Genomic DNA, 21,902 nt, shown 5'->3' with positions numbered 1-21,902 from the left:
TTACAGGTCGTGTGTATATCTCTATTTTATTATATCCTTCAGCCGGACAGCCTGGAAAGTCATGTGGGCTACACTACTTTCATACAGTATGCCAACCGTCTCTTTATCAATCATCGTCAGACAAGAATATCCCCATCCTTCACCTTCGTCCAACATCACCTGATGTTCGGGCAGCCAAGTGATGCCACCGTCCAGACTGGCCTTGATTGTGATATGGTGACGGCCTTTTACCGTATTCGGATTGGAGAATAAGAGAATATCCTTATTTAATGCATTGTCTTTCGCTTTTACGCTAATCAGGCTTGCCATACAAACCGGTTCCTGCAAAGCTTTGCGGGAAGAGGGATGTTCCGTCCAAGTCTTACCGAAATCCTTAGTAGTGGAAACAGCACGGCTACCACCCCGGTTATCTCTCATATTCAGCATCAGTACGCCCGGTTCTACTTCCGCCACTTGGGCTTCTGTAGTATTGGTACGTGCATAGTTATGGATTTTCCATGTCTCGCCACGGTCTTTGCTATACATGATTCCCGCATTCGGAACACGGGTAGAGTCAATAAACTGAATCGGGAATACCAGTGTGCCATCCTGCATGGTGATACCGCGTCCAGGCCCTTGCAGTAGGAAATACCAGGAAGGGTCTTTCACCTGTTCTGTTATATTGATGGGCTTAGACCACGTTTTACCGTCATCCGTACTCTTTGACAACACTAACTGGGCTGTATGATTCATATCCATTCCCGGATAGGAGCTCCACCAGGCACGCTGATTACCCATTCCGTGTGTCCAGGCTGCCACTACCCATACTGTGTTGGTCTTGGTATCTACCAGAATCGAAGGGTCGCCGACACCATTCTGTGCAGCAGGCAGGTCGCCCGTTTCACCGAAAGCCAGAGGCAAACGCATTTTCTCCCAACTTTTGCCACCGTCTACGCTACGGCTCAAGCCTACGTCTACATGTTCCTGCAAATCAACGCTGCTATTGTAACGTACATCATATACACCCAGCAATGTCCCCTTATTGGTAGTTACCAATCCCGGAATGCGGAAGGCTGCCGAACCGTCGTCACCGGCATGACGTACTCCTACTCCTACCCTATGAGCTATATTTTCCGATGAAACGGAATGTACAAGGGCAGCTTTACCATCCACCTTGACTGTTACAATATCAACCGAAACCTTATTGAGCAAGGAAGCACCCAGCTTCATCTGCAAACTAATCCAGAAATAGTTGATTCCGGAGAAAAGTTTCTGGTCGGCTTTCAATGTAACTTTCCGCTTTGGGTTATCCACTTGCGATTTATGAACCGAATAGGAAGGATTTGCCGCCAATGTCTTCCCCGGCGTATGACTGGAAATATAGGACACGGGAGCAAAGAAATTCTTTCCATTATTCTGTCTGGCTTCCGTACCGCTATAATATAACTTGACAGACTGTATATCCGCCACATTCACATCTTTGCCAAAATTTAAAACCACTTCATCCAAAACACGACTCTCTTTTGCGTTCAAACGCAACATAAACAATACATTGTCTTGTCGTTCAATCAAAACTGGAATCTGAGTTTCACGCACAAATACAGTATCCGATGCAACTGACTGCAAAATCACACAGAAAGAAAAGATAATGGATAGAAATAGATTCTTTTTCATGGTATTATTTAAATGTTTCATGCTGCAAATATATAAAATTATAACGAATTTCCTCCATATTTAATAAAATAATTTATTATAAAACACACGATTAATAAACTATCTATTACAAAAGCGAGAACGCATATGCTAAACCACACATACGTCCTCTTGTTTTTATTCGATTATCAACCTGAAGTATTATTATTCTTCACCTTCTCCACTGGTGAGATAACCTTCAGTCTGCCCCAGCTCTCTATTATTGGTCAGTGTATTGGCATCAATCGGCCATAGCAGCCGCTTTTCATTTGCTGTAGAATATTTTGCCGTATAACCCAAAGTACGTATATCATACCAGCGTTTTCCTTCATACATCAATTCGCGCAAACGTTCTTTCAAGACTGCTTCAATAGGGTCATCATCACCTGCCACAAACGGATTGCCGGAATAAAATTCACCGCCTTTTTCATTCGGATAGGCCACCGTTGCTTTATTTGCCTCGAAATAGGTTTCACCGTATGCACGTCTACGAACAGTGTTAATTTCCGTAGCAATATCTTCACCTAACAAAGCTTTAGCCTCTGCAAGAAGTAACAAACAGTCTGCATAGCGATAAATAGGGTAATCATCTAACCATGCACGCTCTGAACCACCGGGCAACATTGTTCCTTGAAATTTATAAGGGATACAAGCCTTATATACCAAGTTTTCCCCCTCTTTCATATAAACAGCTTTCACAGAACCTGCTTTACGGGTATCGCCTTCACGGAATACCTTATTATAAAAATCTTTTTTAATCTGAAATCTTATCAAACCATTCAGTTCAGCATCTTTCGTTTCGGCAAAAGAAACTCCGTTCTCATCAAAATAACTGCCGGAAGTCATGTAAGCTTGCTGAGGGACAAGATTACCTCTAAAACTACCATTCCACATGTTATATTCATCACGTCCATTATGAATGGTGAAGATTATTTCTTTATTTTTCTTGTTCGCATAGGCGAAAACATTGGTAAAGTTGTCTTCCAAATCGATACCCGGACAATTATCCACTTCCTGCAAAGCCGTTTTAGCAGTACGGTAGTCGGCTTCACCACCACCCATCTGCTTGCCACTCCACAAGTATACTTCACCTTTCAACATTTTTGTAGCTCCCAACGACCAGTAATGTTTTCCATATTTGTAGGAATAATCACCATTAAATGCCGTCTCAGACGCAGTAATGTCTTCTTTGATATGGGCCATCACTTCCGTTGCCGGCGAAGCAGCCTTTTGGATATTTGCCAAATCAATGGTCGAACCACTGGTGTAAGTCAAATGCAGAATGACATCTCCCCATGAGCGGAGCAAGTGAAAGTAAAGAAAAGCACGCATCCCATAGGCCTCTCCCAAATAATATTTTTTGGTGGCTTCGGGCAGCAATCCAGTATCTTCCGTTTTGGCAATCATCAGATTTATCTGATTGATAACTCCGTACAAATTAGCAAAATTACTGAGCCCTACGTTCTCCCTGTTCAGCGAATTGGCGGGGAAGATTTCCATGCCCTGAGTTGCCTCACCACCGAACGGTGCATCACCATAGATATCAGCACGAGGTTCACCTAATATAAAGAAATTGTACGAACGCTCTCTGAGTTGTGCATGCAGACCAACGTTGAAAGCACTGAAATGCGTGTCACTCTTCCAATAGTTGGCATCGGTTATCGTACTTTCCGACTCCAGATCCAAAGAGTTACATCCTGTCAGGAAAGGCAGCAAAGCTGCACTTACCCATAAATATTTGAATATATTTTTCATAATTCTATTCCTTTTTAAGTCCTGTTAAATTAGAATGTTAGAGATAAACCGAACAAAAATGTTCTCGGAGTAGGATAACGTCCATTGTCAATACCACGACCATATGTAGTCGATACAGCTGGTTCAGGAGATACACCATCATATCCGGTGATATAGAATAAGTTCTGTCCGGTGACGTACACAGACGCTTCTGTCAAGTGCGCCTTGCTAATAAGCGATTTCGGCAACTGATAGCTCAATGTGATTTCGCGCAAAGCCAGATAATCACCCTTTTCATAATAACGGGAGCTGTTGTTGTCGGCTGCAGTAGAAGCATTATTCGAACGGGTAATATTCTTCTTTGCCAACTGGTCGGCATAGTAGAACTTCGTAAGGTCTGAGTTCGGATTTGCTTCGCTCCACATATCTTTCACATCCGTAATGATATTGAATTGCCCCTGATATTGTCCCAACGAACGCGCTTTCAAGTCATTGTATAAGGTGTGCCCCAAAGCATAGTCGAAACGGGCATAGAGTGACAGACCTTTATATCCGAATGTAGTAGAGAAACCACCCGTGACATTCGGGAAGATGTTACCCATTACGGAACGGTCGTAACCGTTAATAATATTATCACCGTTGATATCCTCCCAACAAGCGTCACCCGGCTCAATAGGTTGCCATCCCGAAGATTCCTTATAAGTCTTTCCGGTAGCGGGGTTGATCTGATCAGCCAGTCCGGGACCATACAAGTTGGCAACTTCATCCACACGTAAATTTGCGTGTTGCTTTACGTCATCCCAGTCTTTGAAAACATGCTGCTGTCTGTATCCAACCAGTTCTCCCAGTTTACCGCCTTCCTGACGACCGGCAATCCATTTGGTCGGAAACTTGCCATCAGCATCTACTTTACCAGCCGCTACTTCATAACCGCCTACGCGGTTGTTCTCAACATTGTTATAAGGTAATGAAATTATCTTGTTGGCAACAGAAGTGATATTCGCAGTCATATCCCATGTGAAACCACCCTTGTTGATGATATTTGCTTTCACTTCCGCTTCGAAACCGGAGTTGCGCAACGTACCCATATTCGTTACAATATCCGAGAATCCGGTATATCCAGGCAATGCTTGTTTGGTCAGCAAATCCTTTGTCCGACGGCTGTAGAAGTCGAGAATAAAAGAAAGTCTGTTCTGCAGGAATCCGATATCCAATCCCACCTCAAAGGTCTGACTCTGTTCCCACCGCAGGTTGGTATTGAGCAATTTTTTATTATAAAGAGCTGTCGCCCCACCATAAGTTTTAGCATCCACCTGTGCGTATTCTCCATAGACTTCATAATTTCCGATACCATTTACATTACCATTCACACCATAACTGAGACGCGGTTTCAAATTAGAAACGATGTCGGACACTTTGGATTCTTTCCAAAAATCTTCTTCCATAATATTCCACCCTACAGATACTCCCGGGAAGAATCCCCAACGATTGTCTTTCAAACGAGAAATTCCGTCATAACGAGCTGTAAAAGACAACAGATATTTCATATTGTAGTTATAATTGACACGACCGAAACCAGAAAGAATGCGATAAGCCGTTTTTTCGGTACGAGTGAAAGTCCTTTCAGAACCAACATTCAAGGTCGGGACATCGTCCGTAGGAGAACCTTGTGTCTTAGCTTCAAAATCAAATTGATTGTAAGTATAATACTCTCCGCCAATCATTGCATCCAAATTATGCTTTTCGGCAAACGTCTTGGTATATGTCAATGAAGCATTAAGCTGAATCTGATTGTATTTTTGAATCCAAGCTTCCGCATTGCGAGTTGTATTGGGCGTAGAAGCTGTCTGTGTTTGATAGGCCTTGTCAAATTTTTCTCTCTGATACTGATAGTTCAATAAAGAAGCGTTTCCGTTCAAAACCAGTTCCTTTGGAAGAATATCCAACGTAAAGCCGATATTGTATGTGGCACGTGCTGTACTGTTCTTTTGGGTCAGCAAATCACGATAGTAAGCCGGATTACCATCCCCAGTGCCACCCCCTGAGGCAGGAGTTCCGTCTTCCATCCAAGGATTCCATGTAGGACGCTGCGAACGGGTACGATAAAAGAATTCATAAGTACCGATCCATAATTCCGGTCGGGTAGACCATACATAAGAAACACCGGCTTTGATATTTAATATCGGAAAAATCTTATACGATCCGTTAAACGATCCACTGAAACGTTTGAACCCCGTTCCTTTAATCATACCATCTTCATTATAGTACCCCAAGCTGCTCGCAAAGGTGCTTTTATCATTACCACCTGTAATATTAAGGTAATGGTCTTGCGTAATGGCACTGCTGCTAAATACCTCATCATCCAACTGCCCGTTGTAATCTCTAAATAAAATCTGCTTTCCGTCATAGTACGGGTCGTTCATTACAGACCATCCTTCATTCTGAAGATGGGCTGTTTCATCCGTCAAATAACGAATATCGTACAATGCATTCCCTACGCCATATCCAGCTTGTGCATCTACATTGTATGTGCCCATACGTCCATCCCTTGCCTGGTTGGTACGAAGCATACCCAAACGATTATAATAGATATAATCTTCCGCATTTACAAATTCATATCCCTTACGAGTGAAATTTTTGCCTATCTTGAACTTATAATTAACTAAAGTTTTTCCTTCCTTTCCACTTTTCGTTTCAATCAAGATAACACCACCGTTCGCGCGAGCCCCGTAAATAGCCGTAGAAGCCGCATCTTTCAAAATTTGGATAGATTCAATATCAGAAGGATTAACATCCGACATACTATTACGTACTATACCGTCCACAACAACCAAAGCATTACTGTTGTCACCAGTGATAGTCGCCCCACCACGTAATGTAATATCCGGATTCGTACCCGGTTGACCGGTAGTGTTTACCACCCGAAGCCCTGTTACAGATCCTTGCAAAGACTGCCCTGCATTGCTGAACGCTGCATTTTTCAAAACAGAGTTGTCCAGTTTTGAGATTGCAGTCGTCAACGTCGCACGTTTCTGAGAACCACCATAACCTGTAACCACCACTTCATCCAAAACTTCTGTGTCATCGTGTAAGATGACATTCAACGTTTGTCCGGCAAACTTAATTTCCTGCGTTTTATAACCGACAAATGATATTTGGATAATATCTCCGTTTTTCACATTGCCTAAGGTAAATTTACCATCAAGATCCGTAATGGTACCGTTCGTGGTACCTTTCACAATCACGGACGCACCAATAACGGCCTCACCCGCCTGATCAGTAACCACACCTGTAGCAGTTTTAGTCTGCGCCATAGCCCCTATCAAGCCAAATAAGCACAACATCAACAAAAAGATGTTTCTTTTCATAAGTATTACTTTTAGTTAATAAAAAAGGTTTGTTCACACTTCTCACCTAAGTTCGATTAGAACTTATCTTCCGGAAATACTTATGGTTTCTTCATACAAATTCGACTATTATAATTGCAATATGAAAAAATAACTTCAAAAGAAATACCTATTATCTACTTGATGTATGAATATTTGTTTAGCGTATTAGCAAGGTGATTTATTAAACAAAATGATGTTTAACAGCATATGTAAATAAAATAATTTATTAATTCATTTGCTGTTATTAATAATATTTGTATATTTGCAGCGTCTTAAGAAATAGATGCTGAAAGTTAACAATAAAATTGTCAATGAAGCAGAAGTAATTCTAATATATAAATCACTTAAGTTCTAATCGAACTTAGGCATTTATCAGAAACCGCCATCCATTAAAACTTATCAAGAAAACCATTTATACATTAGAAAAACTATGCCTATTAGATTCTTAGAAAGACAAAGCTAATGAGTTCGATTACTCGTATAATGACAAACAGCATAAACAGAACCGCATCATTAATATGAGCCAGTAGAAATAAACACCACAAATCTCATATATTACCAACGTTTAGCTACTTAATAATCTATTAGAAACGGTCGTCTTTTTATAGCCCACATATGCAAACTGAACAGCACACATATGTAAACCATACAGCCCACATATGCAGGCTCTACAGCACACAACCGTGGGCTATAAACTTAGCGCCACTCAAATCGGGTTATTAAGCCATTATAATCCGCTTTATATGGATTCATTTCAACAAAAACAAGCCATTTTATGCTTTTTCTCCTTCCATTAGACTGTTTTATTAATGATAGATACCCTGTTTTTACTGGAGAAATAATGATAGATACCTTTTGATAAATGTATCTATCGTATGTATTGTTTTAATAATGAGAACAATATAAAAATGAATGATAGTATGATAGATATTTTATTACCTTAGTGATAGATATCACAATCTATTCAAGATGTTTTTTCAACCAAGGAAGTATCAACTCCGACTTAAAATAATGATTGGCCCCGTCCACATTCACCAGTTTATAAAACTCATTCCTATCGAGCCCTTCCGGCAGTGCCTTTATGTCTGTTCGATTATGCGGATCAGCGTATTTTGGATAATGATGTATCTCGACATTCTCCAAACGTCCGGTCATCTTATAAGCGGCACGTACTAAATCCAAATCGCGATCCAGTCCGCCTTCCGTTAATATAACAGGACGGGGAGCCAAAGAGGCTACAATATCCGGGAAATTAAATTTACGCCAGAAGTCCGGTATCAAATGGCGGATAGAATTTGGAAAAGGTCGTATACCCGTCTTGTCTGGAGCAGTCATAACCAATGCCCGTTCTTGTGTATGACACAGAAAATCATTATAAACAAAGGCGTAGATGGATGTATCCAGTGTCCCTAATACAATCAAAGGTTCTGTCCCCAAAGAAAAACCGCTTACAATAATCCGGTCTTTACGGATATAGGACTGCGTTTTCATCCATTGAAGAACTTGCATATCAAGATAAGAAGTATATCCGAGATAACTCCACCCCAATTCCAATAAGATGCGTGACACTAAATCATAGTTATAATTCCTTCCGCGTGCATAGCGTTCCAAATCCGAGGATTCACCGGCTGCCGGATTGTCTACGGCTACTGCTACATAGCCCGCCTTCGCAAAGTTGCGTGCCATTGTTACCTTGGGATTCTGATAATCATCATTCAGTTTCGGAGCAACTCCCGGTTCTCCCGCCAGCCCTTCTTTACTACCACCTGAACCGGGGATACATAGAATGGCGGGAACAGGCCGCTGTAAAGAATCGGGTATCAGGACTAAAAAGGTGGATACACATTGGGACAAAGGATAAAATTCCCATTTCTCCAGTTTGTAACCGTCACGTTGTTTGCTGTACAGCCGTTTAGGCGACGGCATATCTTTCACTTCGGGAAATTTCATGATTTCCTGCATTGACTTCCGTACTTTATGCTGCCATTCACGGAATTCTTCGGCAGTCATATCCGGCTGAAATGCACATTCCGGTTTTATGTTCGCGAGCATTGCATGGACAACTCCATAGGTACTCAGGAATCGTCCGTCTTGTCTTTCTGATTGAATGATAGTATGTTCGCTTCCTGTCACATCAGGAATTTGAGCAAGACTGTTGGCATGCACCAATAGTAATAACAAAACAGCTATTATGTTCTTTTTCATTGTAATGCCTGTATTATAAAAGTTATCTTATCATCCTTTATACTGAAATCGAGTAGGAGGAAAACGAAGTAGTTTTCTTCCTACTCGATTTCCGACCTCTCACACCACCGTACATGCGGTTCCGCATACGGCGGTTCCTATTTTGGGTACCATTCGAGATAATAATCCATTAGGCTAGCATAACCTGCTCTGCGCAACTTATCGTTAGACATTGCGAATGTAAGCAGACGGCTGAGTGCTACACGCCAATACCCGAGTCGAGTGTTACCCCATTGATACGCCTGCCAGTCAAGGACACCGCATTTCTTTAGATTTGTCACTCTGGTCTTGGCTCACAACCCTTCCATCCTTTATAGTGTGGCTGAGTATTTCTCTCAGCTTGCTATGGCTGACTGTATCAAAGAAACGCTCTAGATCAAGGTCAACTACATATCTGTAGCCCGCATCCACTATCTTCTGCGCTCTTCGTAGTGCGTCATGGCAGCCCCTTTTCGGACGGAACCCATAACTTGTCATGGAGAACTGACGCTCGTAAATTGGTGTCAGAACTTGGTGTATGGCTTGTTGTACCAGTCGGTCTACCACGGTAGGAATACCCAAAAGGCGTTTCTTGCCATTATCCTTAGGGATTTCAACCCTGCGGACAGGATTGGGACGATATGTCCCGTTTTACAAGGAAATTATAAGCTCATCCTTATTAGCCAAAAGCCATGGAAACAGTTATTCGCATGACATCTTGTCGATACCGCCACACCCTTTATTGCTGACTACTGCTTTATAGGCTTTATTCAGATTAGAGGGACTAAGAATAAGTTCAAACAGATGTTCCTTGTCGAATGGTACTTCCACGATGTTGTCTTCGGTCATCCACATGAAAGTCTGCACCCCCTCATACCATTCGGATTCCGTCCTATCTCTTTGATAACTCCACTACTATAACTTCTGCTGACTTCTCACGGCAAGCTTTACTCCGTACATTTCGTAAAAAAAACTAGTCCGTGAGACCTCCTCGGATAAAGGCATTATCTTTCCATCTTATACCTGCTTCATTTACACCAACCGTTCCGAATAGCTATAGGGCTTTGGTTCGCTTTGCAACCTTACCCCCAGTCAAATGCCTTATATAAAGTTTCTGTTCGTCAGGTCAGATGTTTGCTGCCGACTTCCTTCTGATTCCAACTCGCAATGGACACCATTGCCATAGGCTATGTAATTCCCGCTATTAGGGCTTACTCGGGACTTACACCCGTTAGATAATGCTCATGCCGAGCGTACAAAGAATCCTTGGCATGATTCTTCAAAAACATGCCAAGGATTTATGGAAATGAAAAGTAAGTGTCTAGTTGGCAGTATTGTCTCTCATGCAACGAACACCAAAACCAAATGTACGCTTATTTCCTTTAGGTGTATTACAATTCGTAGCATCGTAATAGAACTGTGCCCCGAAGTCTTTTTTAGTTGCGGCATTGCTCCATAGACTGATGCATCCATTACCTGCAGGAGCTACCCGCTGCAATGCTCCGTTATTGATAAAACCGGTACTAGGATAAATAGCCGTTCCGCCATTTGCAAAAGTAACGCCACCCTGTTTCGTTATATCACCTGAAGCACTGGTAGTCACAGCACCAGTTTTATGATTGCCACCGCTGACTGTCGATGTAAATCCACTCCACACATAAGGATGAGGAACACGATAGCCCGGCGGACATGGATCATAGATTGACTTTGAACCGGTAGAGCCGTCTCCACCGCTAGTAGCATACACTGTTGAATTTCCCCATAAATCATAAGCGTCTTCATTCAACCAATTATCTCCCTTAATATATTTCATCGGATATTTAGCTATATCTTCTCTTGAAATCAATGTTGTAACTGTAAAGTCCCAACTTACAACCTCATTATCCTTATCATAAACTGTGGCGTGTGCATTTGCCGCATCATCACTCGGGCCGATAATCGGGTCTTTACGCCCCCATTGATAGAACAAACCATGCGAACCTTTAGGATCAGTAGCTGCCGACCACAGCTTGTCATCCGTTGCACCCAAGTTACGATCCATCATCACAGGTGACTGAAAAGTGGGGTATGTGTTATAATCTGCATGCACAGTATACGTTTGCACTTTAGTATCCAAATCCACATCTGTAACCCAAATATGCCAACTCCATACAATCGTTCCTGCGCCATCATAAGCGGCAATAACCGCATTACCTGCCTTTAACGCCGTTTCTTCCGAACCGTTCAAGGTAAAATAGATATAATCATTTTTCAGTTTCACACCGGATATCAGGCTTCTTTCGCTTTGCCAAAGAATTGAAGCCGATGCAGGAGCTAACGGCGAAGGAGTGATACCTTTCTTTGTATCATCACCTTCTACTGCCGGAGTAATCGTTCCATTACCCATAACGGTAGCCTTAAAGCGATATTCCTGCCCTGCCTTTCCTGCCACATAGCAGTTTGCCGTTTCCGTTGCACTCAAATCAATGGATAAGTCTTCCAAAAGTGCGGCAGTCAGATTGTCCAGTTCCAAATTCAATGTGTTAATGTCACCTGCAAGTATATTGACAGAAGCAATCCTGCCTGTCAGGCTAAGATCGTCCTCCCCTGCTTTTTCAATCGCTACCTTTACGTTACATTGTTTCGCTGACAAGTCCACAGGATTCATAGACATATATCCGTGAAATACTCCGTTCGCAACGAGTGCCGGAGCATTGTCTACTCTCAACTCTATTTTTGAAGAGCCATCGGCTATAGCAAACTGACCGGTAGTAAGGTCAAATTTATAATCACCCGCCAAAGCAATGCCATCCTCCGTAGAAAACTCGATGGACTTCACTTTCCAACCGACATACTTGACCGATGTCTTACAACTGATGTCTAAATATCCCAATGCATGTCTAAAGGTCATCGGAACAGCAGTTTCCACCTCAGCAGACTTAGCCGTCGCATACATCAAGGCAGTGTTCGTCAAATGAGCGTTTGATGTGCCCGACTGTAATTGCGAGTTACTCAAAACTCCGGCCACTGCTTTCGCTGACGTATTATCCTTATTATAAGGAATGTAAGCATAGAAAGTGTGTTCTCCCGTTTCTTTGCCCCACACTACCTGTGTGTAGAACATTCCCTCGGTCTGTCCCACATAAGGAGCTGCAACTCCCACAACAAGATTGACTGTTTTTGTCTGTTCGCAGAAGAAACCAATTTTACTATCTGCCGCCCAAACTGTCTTGTTATCACCCAACTGTGACTGGCAACTGAGGAAGATCTGATTTCCTCCCGCCGGACGCGTAAAATCCGTCTGGGCATAGTCATCGTCACTGCATGCAGTGACAAGAAACGCTGCACAAAATCCTAAGACTGGAAATATATATTGTTTTTTCATCTTTGTATAATCTAAATTTTAATGAATGATATGAATCCGACAGGCGGATTAGTAACCCGGTGTCTGCTTAACCAACGGGTCTTTCGACATTACCGTAGCATCTACTGGCCACAACAAGTGCTTCTCGACAAGATCGCCCGAAACGCTAATCTGAAGAGCCTTAGCCAACTCTCCATTCTTCATACGGCGAATGTCATACCAACGCTTACCTTCACCTACAAACTCTTTGGAGCGTTCTTCCAGAATTGCATCTTCCGCTGTTTCACCACTACGGGGGTATTTATTGGCAGCATAAGCGGAACCGTATGCACGCTCACGGACACTATTGATGTAAGCGGCAGGATCACCTCCCTGCAATGCCACAATTTCGGCCAGTAGTAACTGCAAATCCGCATAGCGATAGACAGGCCAGTCGTTTGTAAACTTGCGTATGTCATTGTCCAACTCCCCTTTATATTTATTCAAGAGTATGGCTGCCGCTCCTCCGTCTACCTTATATACATCAAAGAAAGTGGCGCTACGACGGATATCGTTTTCACTGAATGTATCAAAAAAATCTTTCGCATACTGGTAGTTGGATGCAGTACCATTCAGTTTCAATGGGTTCACATTGTCACCTTTGTACTCTACACCGTCCGCATTTTCAAAACCGACCAGATTGGTATTGGTAGGATACATGAACTTGCTGAAGAAGTTTTCTTTCTCATTCAGCATATAGCGGATAACGAATATCATTTCTTTGTTATCTTTCTTCGTTACATCAAAAACGTCCTCAAAGCTGGTCTTGGAAGCAAAGCCATACTTGCCGCAATCAATGATATCCTGCAACGCTTGCTTGGCTGCTGCCAAATCGGCCGATATATTTTTTGAGTAGACGCTTGTACCGCCAATAGGTTTTACTTTACATCCCCACAACAGGATTTCGGCTCTCAACATTTTTGTTGCCGCCTTGCTCCAATAAGAACTTTTGTCTGTAGAATTGATGGTAAATGCGTCATCTGCGAAATAATCTTCCGATGCCTTGATGTCCTTTACAAGGAAATCATAGACTTCTTCTTCCTTGGCCCGCGGCTGATTCAAGTCGGAAGGAGTAAAGCTACCATCCATCACGCGTGCTGTTTCAATCAGAGGAACTCCGCCATAGGTACGGAATAGATGAAAGTAATAAAAACTTCTCAATCCGTGTAACACGCCCATATAATAGTTCTTTTCTGTTTCATTCAAGGCAGAACTGCCGGGGACGGACTGGATGGCATGGTTAATCTGCATAATGTCCATATAGAAATTGCCCCAGTTGTTTATCACATAATTAGCTTCAGTAAGATTGTTTGTCACAGCCGGCACATCGCTAATAGTCTGATTAAACAAAGAAGAGTTTGAGCCGTAAAAAGTCCCGCCTCTAAGTTCACCCATCTTGAACAATACTTCCTGACGCTCACGGACACGATAATGCAAGCCACGCACAAAGCGTTCCGCCTGATCTTTGGTACTCCAGTAATTACTGATACCGTAGGAGTCTACCGGACTCAAGTCCAAATAACCGCAAGACTGCATAGCTCCTATCAACAACACTAATAATGTATATTTTATTTTTTTCATAATACATCTTTCTTTATGATTTTAGAACATAACCTTTAATCCCATCAGAACTGTCTTAGGTAAAGCATATCCGCCCTTGTCGCCACTGGTGGTTCCATACTCGGGAGTGTAGAGACGATTGTCCGTTATGTAGAATAAATTCTGTCCGGTAAGCGTCACCGTCACTTTATCCATGAGGGCTTTTTTAGTCCACTGCGAAGGTAAATCGTAGCTCAAGGAAATCTCACGGGCACACAGGTAAGAAGCATCTTCCCAAAACAATGAAGTGTTGCGGGTATAGTTCTTTTTAAAGTTAGTGTCGTTAGTCATCAATACCGGAAGTTCCGCACCCGGATTATCTTCCGTCCATGTCTTTTTAGCCAAATCCGGAACATTGAAGTGACCGGAAGTGATACCCATGAAATATTGATAACCGCTATTCCACTTCTTGTATCCCAACGCATAGTCGAATCGGGCAAACAAGGTCAGCCCTTTCCACGTAACGGATGTATTGAAACCACCCATCCATTTTGGAATTTCATTACCAAGCTTCACCTGATCATACGTGTCGATAGTTCCGTCACCATTCACATCGTACCAGACAGCATCACCCGGAGCTAACTGCTGCGCATTTTTCTGCTGCTCAACCGTCAATTGTGCATAAGCTGCCGGACCATATACCGGTTTAGAGGGAATCTTATCTACGTAATAAGCATAGTTTGCCAAATCGGCTTCGTCACGCACAACACCCATCATTTTGAATCCGTAAATATCACCGTAAGACTGTCCTTCCTGTATTCCACCTTTCCAAACGGTTTCATTACTACCTTTGCCTTTGTAAACTTCCGTTCCGCCTTGACGGTTGTTCTCATTACCATTATCAGGTAATTGCAGGATTTTGGATTTCACAAAAGTAATGTTGGCACCTATATTCCACTTAAAGTCCTTACGGTCAAAAATACGGTAATTGACTTCAAGCTCCATACCCTGACTACGCACAGCGCCGTTGTTTGTCGTCATTGAGCCTACGCCGGATGAAGAAGCCAAAGGTACATTGGCAATCAAATCGGTAGTTTTCTTGTTGAAATAACCTACTGTCAAATCTACTTTATTAAACAGTCCTAATTCTATGGCAGTATCAAAAGAGGTGGTTTTCTCCCAACGCAGTCCGGGATATGCAATATCGTCAATCAACAGGCCGTAGATGCCGTTGTAGTTACCGGCTGTTCCATAACTACCTTGTAGTTCGTACAGTCCGATACCATTCACGTTACCATTCTGCCCATATCCCATACGTACTTTCATGTTGGAAAATATATCCAGATATTTCTCCATGAATTCCTCACGATATACGTTCCATGCGGCACTGACACCGGGGAAAAATCCCCAGCGGTTGTCCACCAGTTTGGAGTAACCGTCGTAACGTCCGGAGAAAGAAAAAAGATACTTGCTCTTATAGTCGTAGGTAGCATTCAGGAAACCGGACATGATGCGCTCCTGTGTGTGAGTGGTAGACATGTTACGGGTGGATTTTCCGTTTGCGTCCAACGGGGCAGTGAACTGCAATCCGATAAAATCATCGGAAGTAGCTCCCTGACCTGATGCCGAGAGTCCGTAGTTGTATTTGTCTATCATTTCAAAACCACCGACTGCACTGACGTTATGGTCACCGAATGAGACATTGTAATTCAGAATGGCGTTATAAGTCTGATCCAGTTTGCGCGCATAAGTAGCAGAAGCTTTGCGGTTAGAATTCAACTTACCGGGAGCGGTAGGTAACTCTTTATCAAAAGATTCAGTTTCCTTCATCCAAAGATACCACATACCGCTCAGTTTCAAGCTCAGTCCTTTCATCAAATCCACTTGGAAAGAAGTTCCCAGCGTAGTCTTGTAAGCCGTATTTCTGCGATAGTAGTAGTTCTTCATCTCATTCCAATTGGCATTTTGAGTATTATTGAGTAGTGTGATAACCGTTCCGTCCAAATTAGCTCCTTTAAAGGTCGGGGGAGCAGCAGCTACCACGCTCCAGAAATTAGCGTCGCTCATGTAGTTAGGATTGGTTTCCGAACGTGAGAAATTCACGAAACCGGAAGCTTTCAGCCAGCTCTTGATCTTATATTCACCGTTCAGGTTGAAAGACAGACGTTGGTATCCCGACTCCAATGGAAAACCTGTTTCATCATAATACCCGATACTTGAGTAGTATTTGCCTTTGTCGTTTCCACCGGAGAAAGAGACATTATAATCCTGCGTCCAGGCATCCTGCGTGTTCAACTTCATAAAATCAGTTTCCTTGAACAATAGATAATTGTCTGATGCCGGATCTTTCATCGATTGCCAACCATAATCCAAAAGATATTTATTCTTATCTGTCAGAATAGAGGTACTATAGATACCGTTGCTGCTTTTATTTCCGTCGGCAGTGATGTCATTTCCTGTACCCCATCCGTTCACAAGATTCATGTCGTCTCCGCTACGCTTTGCCGCCATACGTTCCCAATACAGATAATCGCGGGCATTCATAAAATCGTAGTTGTCGCGGGCAAAACCTTTACCGATATTTACGTTCAATGTTACGGTTGTTTTCCCCACATGACCGCTTTTTGTGGTCACTAGAACTACACCATTATTGGCACGTGCACCATAAAGTGCTGTCGCAGCAGCATCCTTCAAAACCTCAATAGATTCAATATCGTTACTGTTGATGTCGTTCATATCGTCTTTCTGCACACCGTCAATAATATACAACGGACTACCGGAACCGTTCAAAGAAGCACCTGCACGTACCTGAATGGAGGGCCCTGCTCCCGGCTGACCGGAAGTCTGCGTAACACGTACACCAGTAACCGTACCCGCCAAAGCAGTCAACGGATTGGAGCGTACACCTTTCTCCAAAACTTCGGAAGAAACTTTGGATATAGCCGCAGTCAGCTTATCTTTAGTTACGGTTTTACCATAACCTGTGACAATGACTTCCTGCAAACCTATGGCATCATCTTTCATCACTACCGTAATATTCTTACGTCCATCCACGTGAATATTCTGTTGAACATAACCTATGTATGAAAAAGCAAGAACTGATTTACTCTTTGTCAATGTTAACGTATATTTTCCATCCAAATCTGTAATAGCACCATTTGATGTGCCTACTTCCAATACGGAGACACCAATCAAAGGCTCTCCAGCAACATCTTTCACAACGCCACTTACCGTTTGCTCGACTTGTGCATATATGCTGCCAATGGAGCAAAGCATGGCCACTACCACGAATATTACTTCCCGGCAGTACTTTAAATGTATTTTTCTCATATTAAAAGAGGTTATTTAGTAGATAATATAAATAATTCCAATCTCATCCATCCGGCCGGACGAGTTGATAGTTTTTGGAATCCCGGTTCATTACCGAGTTCGGCAACAATAGCCATATCACCATCAGGCAGAAGTGCCATACATGTGTATCCTGCCGCTTTATCATAAAGCACCATATGATCTGCCGGCTCAAATGTATGCGAATGGCCACCAAAGAATTTAGCTTTGGCCAAATATAGTATACCACGATCATCATGAGCTGTTGTCTCGGTAATCCCTTTCGCCCCACAGTAATACATCCAGCCATCCTTTACGATAACACTTCCCGCACAGCCTTGGGCTGGAGTTGGTAGTGCTGTCGGAGCATAATCAGAAAAAGAAGGCCATTTGGCTCCACCATCTGTACTTACATAGTTTTGACGGTGTCCATTATAACGGATATTTCCAATTAATGCACCATCAGGAGCTTCCGTTACCGTCCATTCACCAGACTTATTAGGTTGCCCGGTTTCCCATGTCACCCCGTTATCATCCGACCACATAGCTGTATTCCCGCCATTTGAAACGGTCCCAGCAGCTTCATTCACTTTGAAAGTGCGTATAGGGACAATCAAACGATTCTTATATTGCTCACTTGATGTCATTTGCACACCGGAACCGGGACCGAAGCTACCAATCATTCTTGTCGCACCGCTAAAAATTCCAATTTCCACCTCGTCTGTGAGATCTTTTCTTGTCCAATTTAATCCATCATCTTCCGAAGTGTACATGATAGCTCTATTATTATAGCCTTGTTTGGCAGACTCCTTGCCTACAGCATCCCACAAAGAGGTAAACAAAAAGATTTTCCCCGTAACTTGGTCGACGACAACAGTCGGGTCCATATATGACAACTTTGATGAAGTAGCTTGACTGGTTAAATTCTTTTCAGTCCATGTTACCCCTTTATCGGTACTACGCTTCATTAGAATATCCGTCCGCCCAGCTTTATCTTGCCAAGTTCCATAGCGAGCTTCACAAAAAACGAGTATGCTGCCTTTCTTTGTAACCGCGATGGCAGGAACACGATATGAAATGTCATTACTTGCTTTTGAATTGAATACGGTAATTGTTGGAGAAGTTATCTTCCATATCGGTTTCGAGTCAGGATCAGGGTCGGGATCTGGATTTGGATCCACAACTTCATCTGGATAAGGCACCGGACTAAAGTCATTAACATTATCATCCGAGCAGGCAATAATAGCAAACAAACTCAGAATATAACAAAACACATTAAATATACTCTTCATAAATAAAAAAATTAAAGATTAATAACAGGCACTAAAATTAAATCCAACTTCATCCAGTCATCCGGACGCTTAAGAGGTTTCGTATTAGGTAATGATTTACGAGTAAATGATTGAGTATCTGCTGTTTCAAAGATTATAGCCATTCGTCCGTCCGGTAAGAAAGACATACAGCTATATCCGGCAGCCTTATCATATAACAGTAACCCATTATCCCATTTTCTTCCACCATCCTCACTTTTATATAAAGTAAGTTTTGCACGTTCATCATATTCGGATGTCTCCGGTATTCCTTGTATCCCAGAGAAATAAAGCGTTTTACCTTTTCCCAATACACTTGCCTGACATCCTTTAGATACACCAGGCAAAGCAAGTTCCTTTACAGCCTTGCTCCATGTCTCTCCCCCATCTACACTGAATGACACCATTCGCGCTTTGGGAACACGAGCATTATAAACCAAAACTCCGGCAGGTGACTCTGCAATCTGAAATTCATCATCATTATCACCATTGCCACCCATCTTCCATGTTTTACCATGATTATCGGAATAAATAGCTACATCATGGGCTTTCTCACCAGTGACTTCAGATACACGAGCCGGTAAAATCAGTCTTCCTCTATATTTTTCACCCACCATTTGCAAACCTGCTCCCGGTCCAAAACCATAAATACGACTTCCTTTCGGCATTAATGTACCAGTCACATCAACGGGAGCAGCCCATGTACAACCATTGTCATCTGAAGTCAGCAAAATTGCCCGATTTTTGGCACCTGTGTGATCATCTGCCGGCCAAAAAGTGGTAAAAAGAAAAATTCTACCGGTAGCTGAATCTAAAAGAGGAGTCGGATCCATATAAGCGCCGGTGGTTCCCTGAGTCAAATCTTGCATAGCTGACCATGTCCGCCCATTATCTGTACTACGTTTCACTACTATATCTGTACGGCTTTTATCCTTCCAACTTTCTCTACGTGCTTCACAAAACACAAGTAAAGAGCCGTCTTTCGCTGTCAACAATGATGGAATACGATAACTATTCACATTATCATCTCCTGCTGAAAACACAGTATATTTAGGAAACTCCGGGAATTTTTTTTTTGCACCGGACTGCGCTTCTCCTTTCATACAAGAAAAGAAAAGCATAAGTCCCGCAAATAATATGTTTTTCATAATACACATAGTAATAGTTTTAGATTTTATCAGAAGAGTTACATATTACTTCACAAAAGCTCCTTGCAAAGCATGTAACTACGAATCATCATGCGAGGTATATGGAAAGGACCTTTAAAGAGATTTCCCTTAGCTGGTTGTGCCACAGTACCATCACGGTGAAGATAACCATACCATTCTCCATATTCCTTATCGGGAAAATGAGTATACGTCCAGTCACTGATTTGCTTATGCATCTGAATATATTTCTCATCCCCCGTAGCCTGATAGGCATATAAAGTGGCAATAATAGTCTCTGTTTGCGGCCACCAGAATTTCATATCCTGAGAATAGTCCTGAGCCGGAAGATTACGGCAATCACGGAAATTGATTATGCCACCAAACTCTTTATCCCATCCCCATTCCCAAGACCAGTCGAGAATCTGAAGAGCCAATTGCAGTAAATCCTTATCCCAATTGCGATATTTAGCTTCTTCCATAATGAACCAAGCGGTTTCAATACAGTGGCCCGGATTTATGACACGTCCGTTACACGTGTCAATAAATTCACCATTAGGTCCTACCATTTCAAGTAAAGCCTTAAACTCCGGATGGATAAAATATTTACGCAATGCGGCAATCGAAGCATCTATCTGCTCCGTCAATACAGGATCGTCAATAACCATCCGGATGCGAGAAGCTGTATTAATCAAGATCATCGTTATAGAATGCCCTCTTGAAGACATAGCCGGCAAATATTTAGGTTCAAGCATTCCCGGAGTATCCAGGAAATGCTGTGTACGCTTGAAGATTTCCAATGCTTTCTCAGCATATTCCTTTTCACCGGTTGCCAATGAATATTCAGCCATTGCTATTGCCGCAAAACCTTCTGAAAACACATAACGGCGCTTACGTAACGGGACTCCATCTTCTGTGACTTCAAAGAACATATGTCCATCCGTATCAAAGCAATGCGCTTCGATGAAATCAATACAACTCTTGGATGCTGCCAACCATTGGGGATTTTTCTCTATATTATTATATGCATATGCAGCTATAAACCCGAAACGTCCCTGAAACCAGACAGATTTCGTTGTATCCATCAAACTACCATCCCGATTAACGCATGTATACACCCCTCCATGTTCTTTATCCAGCCCGTACTTCATCCAGAACGGCATAATATTATTTATTATATCGTCTTTATAGGATATGGCCCACTTATTCAAATATTCTGCTGTATTCATGCTATGCGTTTTTAAAGTTTATTGCATCGGTCAAAAAAATGAATTGCCTCAAGCTCCGTTTTCATCTGAACTTCTTCTTCATCTGTCATATTCTGGAAGGGAGTACGGTTCTTACCTAAATCAAGTCCTATCAATTTCATTATGCGTTTTCCGCCAACAATATTCCCACGAAAATGGCAGATCACATTTATTACTTCCTGTGAGAAGTTCTGACGTTCACGGGCTGTTTCGATATCACCTGCCTCCCATGCTTTGATGATACCGACCAGTTCTTTACCATTATAATTGGTTGTTCCGCCGATGCCGCCCTGAACACCACCCATAGCCAGACAAGGAAGAATTGTTTCATCCTGTCCATGCAACATATCATATTTTCCGTTTTTATATAAACGGCATTGGTTGTATTCATACATGCTCTCAAAAGTATATTTAATACCTGCAAAGTTAGGAACACGTCCGTCTACCGCTTCCAGTAATTTAACCATTGGCAGAAAAGCACCGTTGAATGCCGGAATATGATAATAATAGAAGGGAAGTTCGGGCGCACCGGATGCTATCTCTTCAATATATTTCACCAATTCTTCAATACGGCCAATCTTCGGAAAAGGAGGAGCCATAGCACCAATTCCCCATGCGCCTATTTTTTGTGCATGTTCAGCCAACATACGGCTGGCCTTTACACAGCAACTACCGACGTGCACGATTACTTTAAAGCCTTCGGGAGCGACAGCAACCCAACGCTCTGCCAATAACATACGTTCTTCTTCAGTCAGCATATAACCTTCACCGGAAGAACCATTGATAAACACTCCTTGAAGTCCGTTCTTTACCAACATCTTGGCATATGCTTCAATAGGTTCCAAATTCACTTCACCATTCTCGTAAAAAGGAGTAAACGGTGCATCGATAAGTCCTTTAATTCGTTCCATCATTTTATTTTTTATAAAGTTATT

Annotated in this window: 11 protein-coding genes and 1 pseudogene; all 12 read right to left on the bottom strand. The window is 42.4% G+C overall.

Going from position 1 to position 21,902, the window contains the following annotated elements; genetic code table 11:
* Positions 1–21: 21 nt before the first annotated feature.
* Positions 22–1,653: a sialidase family protein gene (locus AB3G73_RS02590; RefSeq protein ID WP_032851126.1), complete on the bottom strand. Its 1,632-nt coding sequence runs from the start codon at positions 1,651–1,653 to the stop codon at positions 22–24.
* A gap of 183 nt (positions 1,654–1,836) precedes the next feature.
* Positions 1,837–3,426, bottom strand: a complete 1,590-nt coding sequence (gene nanU, locus AB3G73_RS02585; protein ID WP_009039370.1) for a SusD family outer membrane lipoprotein NanU — start codon at positions 3,424–3,426, stop codon at positions 1,837–1,839.
* Positions 3,427–3,455: 29 nt separating this feature from the next.
* Entirely contained in the window at positions 3,456–6,773 is a 3,318-nt protein-coding gene (locus tag AB3G73_RS02580) for a TonB-dependent receptor (RefSeq protein WP_298045339.1), read from the bottom strand.
* A 981-nt stretch (positions 6,774–7,754) separates the two neighbouring features.
* Positions 7,755–8,999 carry an alpha/beta hydrolase family protein gene (locus tag AB3G73_RS02575; protein WP_099147238.1) on the bottom strand — a complete coding sequence of 415 codons (1,245 nt, stop codon included), beginning with the start codon at positions 8,997–8,999 and terminating at the stop codon, positions 7,755–7,757.
* A 137-nt stretch (positions 9,000–9,136) separates the two neighbouring features.
* Positions 9,137–9,920: pseudogene (locus AB3G73_RS02570) on the bottom strand (reverse transcriptase domain-containing protein); the annotation flags it as partial.
* Between the two features lie 418 nt (positions 9,921–10,338).
* Positions 10,339–12,381, bottom strand: a complete 2,043-nt coding sequence (locus AB3G73_RS02565) for a fimbrillin family protein (protein WP_149945415.1) — start codon at positions 12,379–12,381, stop codon at positions 10,339–10,341.
* 48 nt (positions 12,382–12,429) lie between these two features.
* Positions 12,430–13,980, bottom strand: a complete 1,551-nt coding sequence (locus AB3G73_RS02560) for a RagB/SusD family nutrient uptake outer membrane protein (RefSeq protein WP_009039366.1) — start codon at positions 13,978–13,980, stop codon at positions 12,430–12,432.
* Between the two features lie 21 nt (positions 13,981–14,001).
* A complete protein-coding gene (locus AB3G73_RS02555) occupies positions 14,002–17,268 on the bottom strand; it encodes a TonB-dependent receptor (protein WP_009039365.1) in 3,267 nt (1,088 codons plus the stop codon).
* A gap of 11 nt (positions 17,269–17,279) precedes the next feature.
* Complete coding sequence (locus AB3G73_RS02550) at positions 17,280–18,557, bottom strand: sialidase family protein (protein ID WP_320979853.1); 1,278 nt, start codon at positions 18,555–18,557, stop codon at positions 17,280–17,282.
* Between the two features lie 11 nt (positions 18,558–18,568).
* Entirely contained in the window at positions 18,569–19,723 is a 1,155-nt protein-coding gene (locus AB3G73_RS02545; RefSeq protein WP_320979854.1) for a sialidase family protein, read from the bottom strand.
* Positions 19,724–19,773: 50 nt separating this feature from the next.
* Positions 19,774–20,949, bottom strand: coding sequence for an AGE family epimerase/isomerase (locus AB3G73_RS02540; protein ID WP_055235426.1), 1,176 nt, complete (start codon positions 20,947–20,949; stop codon positions 19,774–19,776).
* Positions 20,950–20,960: 11 nt separating this feature from the next.
* A complete protein-coding gene (locus tag AB3G73_RS02535) occupies positions 20,961–21,878 on the bottom strand; it encodes a dihydrodipicolinate synthase family protein (protein WP_367745409.1) in 918 nt (305 codons plus the stop codon).
* Positions 21,879–21,902 lie beyond the last annotated feature (24 nt).

Origin of the sequence: Bacteroides sp. L008 (assembly GCF_040812255.1) — a bacterium.
Taxonomy (GTDB): Bacteria; Bacteroidota; Bacteroidia; order Bacteroidales; family Bacteroidaceae; genus Bacteroides; species Bacteroides vicugnae.
Note: the sequence above shows the minus strand (reverse complement) of the source record. Positions and strands in the feature narration are given on the sequence as shown.